Source organism: Streptococcus oralis (assembly GCF_001578945.1).
Classification (GTDB): domain Bacteria; phylum Bacillota; class Bacilli; order Lactobacillales; family Streptococcaceae; genus Streptococcus; species Streptococcus oralis_Q.
The window spans coordinates 489,690-491,901 of the sequence record NZ_KQ969551.1 but is presented as its reverse complement, the minus strand read 5'-3'; the positions used below and the strand labels follow the sequence as shown (position 1 = coordinate 491,901).

3 protein-coding genes are annotated in these 2,212 nt (G+C 42.5%); 2 read left to right on the top strand and 1 reads right to left on the bottom strand.

Annotation, left to right across the window (positions count from 1 at the left end; all coding sequences use genetic code 11):
- Window positions 1–605, bottom strand: a 605-nt coding sequence (locus tag SORDD16_RS05030; protein ID WP_164966488.1) for an FAD-dependent oxidoreductase, incomplete at its 3' end; no start/stop codon positions are given.
- A 272-nt stretch (window positions 606–877) separates the two neighbouring features.
- Here SORDD16_RS05030 and SORDD16_RS05025 point away from each other — a divergent pair.
- Complete coding sequence (locus SORDD16_RS05025; RefSeq protein WP_081215143.1) at window positions 878–2,032, top strand: efflux RND transporter periplasmic adaptor subunit; 1,155 nt, start codon at window positions 878–880, stop codon at window positions 2,030–2,032.
- Window positions 2,016–2,212: ATP-binding cassette domain-containing protein (locus SORDD16_RS05020; RefSeq protein ID WP_128973475.1), on the top strand; the 197-nt coding region annotated here is incomplete at its 3' end. The genes SORDD16_RS05025 and SORDD16_RS05020, both read left to right, overlap by 17 nt.

Below are 2,212 nucleotides of genomic sequence, written 5' to 3'. Positions count from 1 at the left end.
AAGGGACGATCGCGACGGACAAACAAATCAGTTTTTACTCCCAGTGCATGGAGAACACCTGCTAATTCAACGGCGATATAGCCAGCCCCAAGAATCGCAACGGATTCAGGAAGTTTCTCCCAAGCAAAGACATCGTCTGAGCTACCACCAAGTTCAGCTCCAGGAATAGTCGGGATGCTTGGACGAGCGCCAGTCGCAATCACGATATGCTTGGCACGAATCAATTCACCATTAACGCTGACTGTGTGGGAATCAACGAAATGAGCACGACCTTCAATCAAATCAACACCGTTGCGCTTGAAACTTCCATCATAAGACGAGCGGGCACGATCGATGTAGGCTTCACGATTTTGACGAAGTTTTGCGAAATCAAATTGAACATCTGAACTTGTAAAACCATAGTCAGGGCCGTAGTGGTGGAAGCTTTCAGCGATTTGCGCTCCATACCACATGATTTTTTTAGGGACACAACCGATGTTGACACAAGTTCCGCCTAATTTTTTCTCTTCTATAACAGCTGCTTTAGCACCGTGTTCGCCAGCGCGGTTCATAGTGGCAATGCCGCCGCTTCCCCCACCGATGGCGATGATATCATATTCTCTCATGGAAAACTCCTCCTGTTTTGATAGTCATATTTTATCGTTTTTGCTTTTTGAATGCAAAAATCTGCTACGCTCCAAAGAAATAACAGAAATTTCTTGCTAAATATAGAAATAAAGTGTATGATGTTACTAGTACAATTCTGCATGATGCAGATTGTACTAGTAACAAGGTATGTTTCCTGAACTGTTCTTTTTTCTCTCTGAACAGTCATTGTTTAGAGTAGGTAAATTTGCTATAATGGTCTTTATATGGAAAATAAAATAGGAGTTTTATGATGAAGGGGAATAAGAAAACTAAAAAATGGCAACTATACACAGCTATTGGGGCTGCAAGTGTTATTATAATCGGTGCGACAGGTATCTTGCTATTTCGACAGCCCTCTCAGGCTACCGGTAAGGATGACATTTCGCATCTCGTAGCAGCAAAGGAAGGAACGGTTGCCTCCTCAGTGCTTTTATCTGGTACTGTCACCGCAAAAAATGAACAATATGTTTATTTGGATGCAAGTAAGGGTGAGGTGGATGAAATCTTGGTTTCTGTCGGAGACAAGGTTGACAAAGGACAAGCGCTCGTAAAATACAACAGCACAGAAGCGCAATCTGCTTATGATGCGGCTAACCGAGCCATAGCCAAGGCTGATCGTCGTATCAATGACTTAAAGGAATCGCGAAATAACACTCTAGCCGATTCGGAAGAATACGATGATGGAGCACAGGGAACTTCCATCTCTTCTATTGATTCTCAGATTAGTGATGCTCGTGATAGTCGTGCTGATGCAGAGGCACAACTCAAAAAGGCGCAGGCTCAATTAGACGCAACAAAGGTTCTAAGTACGCTAGAAGGTACAGTTGTAGAGGTTAATCACAATGTATCTAAATCCACAGCTGCTACAAATCAAGTGATGGTTCATGTAGTAAGTAACGACAATCTTCAAGTCAAGGGAGAACTTTCTGAGTACAATCTTGCCAATCTTTCTGTTGACCAAGAAGTGACCTTCTCTTCTAAAGTTTACCAAGATAAAACTTGGACAGGGAAGATTAGCTATATTTCAGCTTACCCTAAAAATAGTGGAGAAGGAACGAATGCTATAACTGGGGGGGATAATGGTTCTAAATATCCTTATACGATTGAAGTAACGAGTGAGATTGGTGATTTAAGACCAGGTTTCACCGTTAGTGTTGAGGTTAAAAGTGACAAGAAATCAATCCTCGTACCCTTAACCAGTGTCATTACCGAAGACGGGAAAAACTATGTTTGGGTTGTTGACGAAGAGAATAAGGCTAAGAAGGTTGAAGTTAGCCTAGGAAATGCTGACGCAGAAAACCAAGAAATCACGTCTGGTTTGACAGACGGAACCAAAGTCATCAGTAATCCAACGACTTCCTTGGAAGAAGGAAAAGAGGTGAAGGCTGATGAAACAACTAATTAGTCTAAAAAACATCTGCCGGAGCTATCGAAATGGTGAACAGGAACTGCAGGTCTTGAAAAATATTAACTTGGAGATTGGCGAAGGGGAATTTGTTGCCATTATGGGACCATCTGGCTCGGGTAAATCTACTCTGATGAATACCATCGGAATGCTGGACACCCCAACTAGCGGCGAATACTA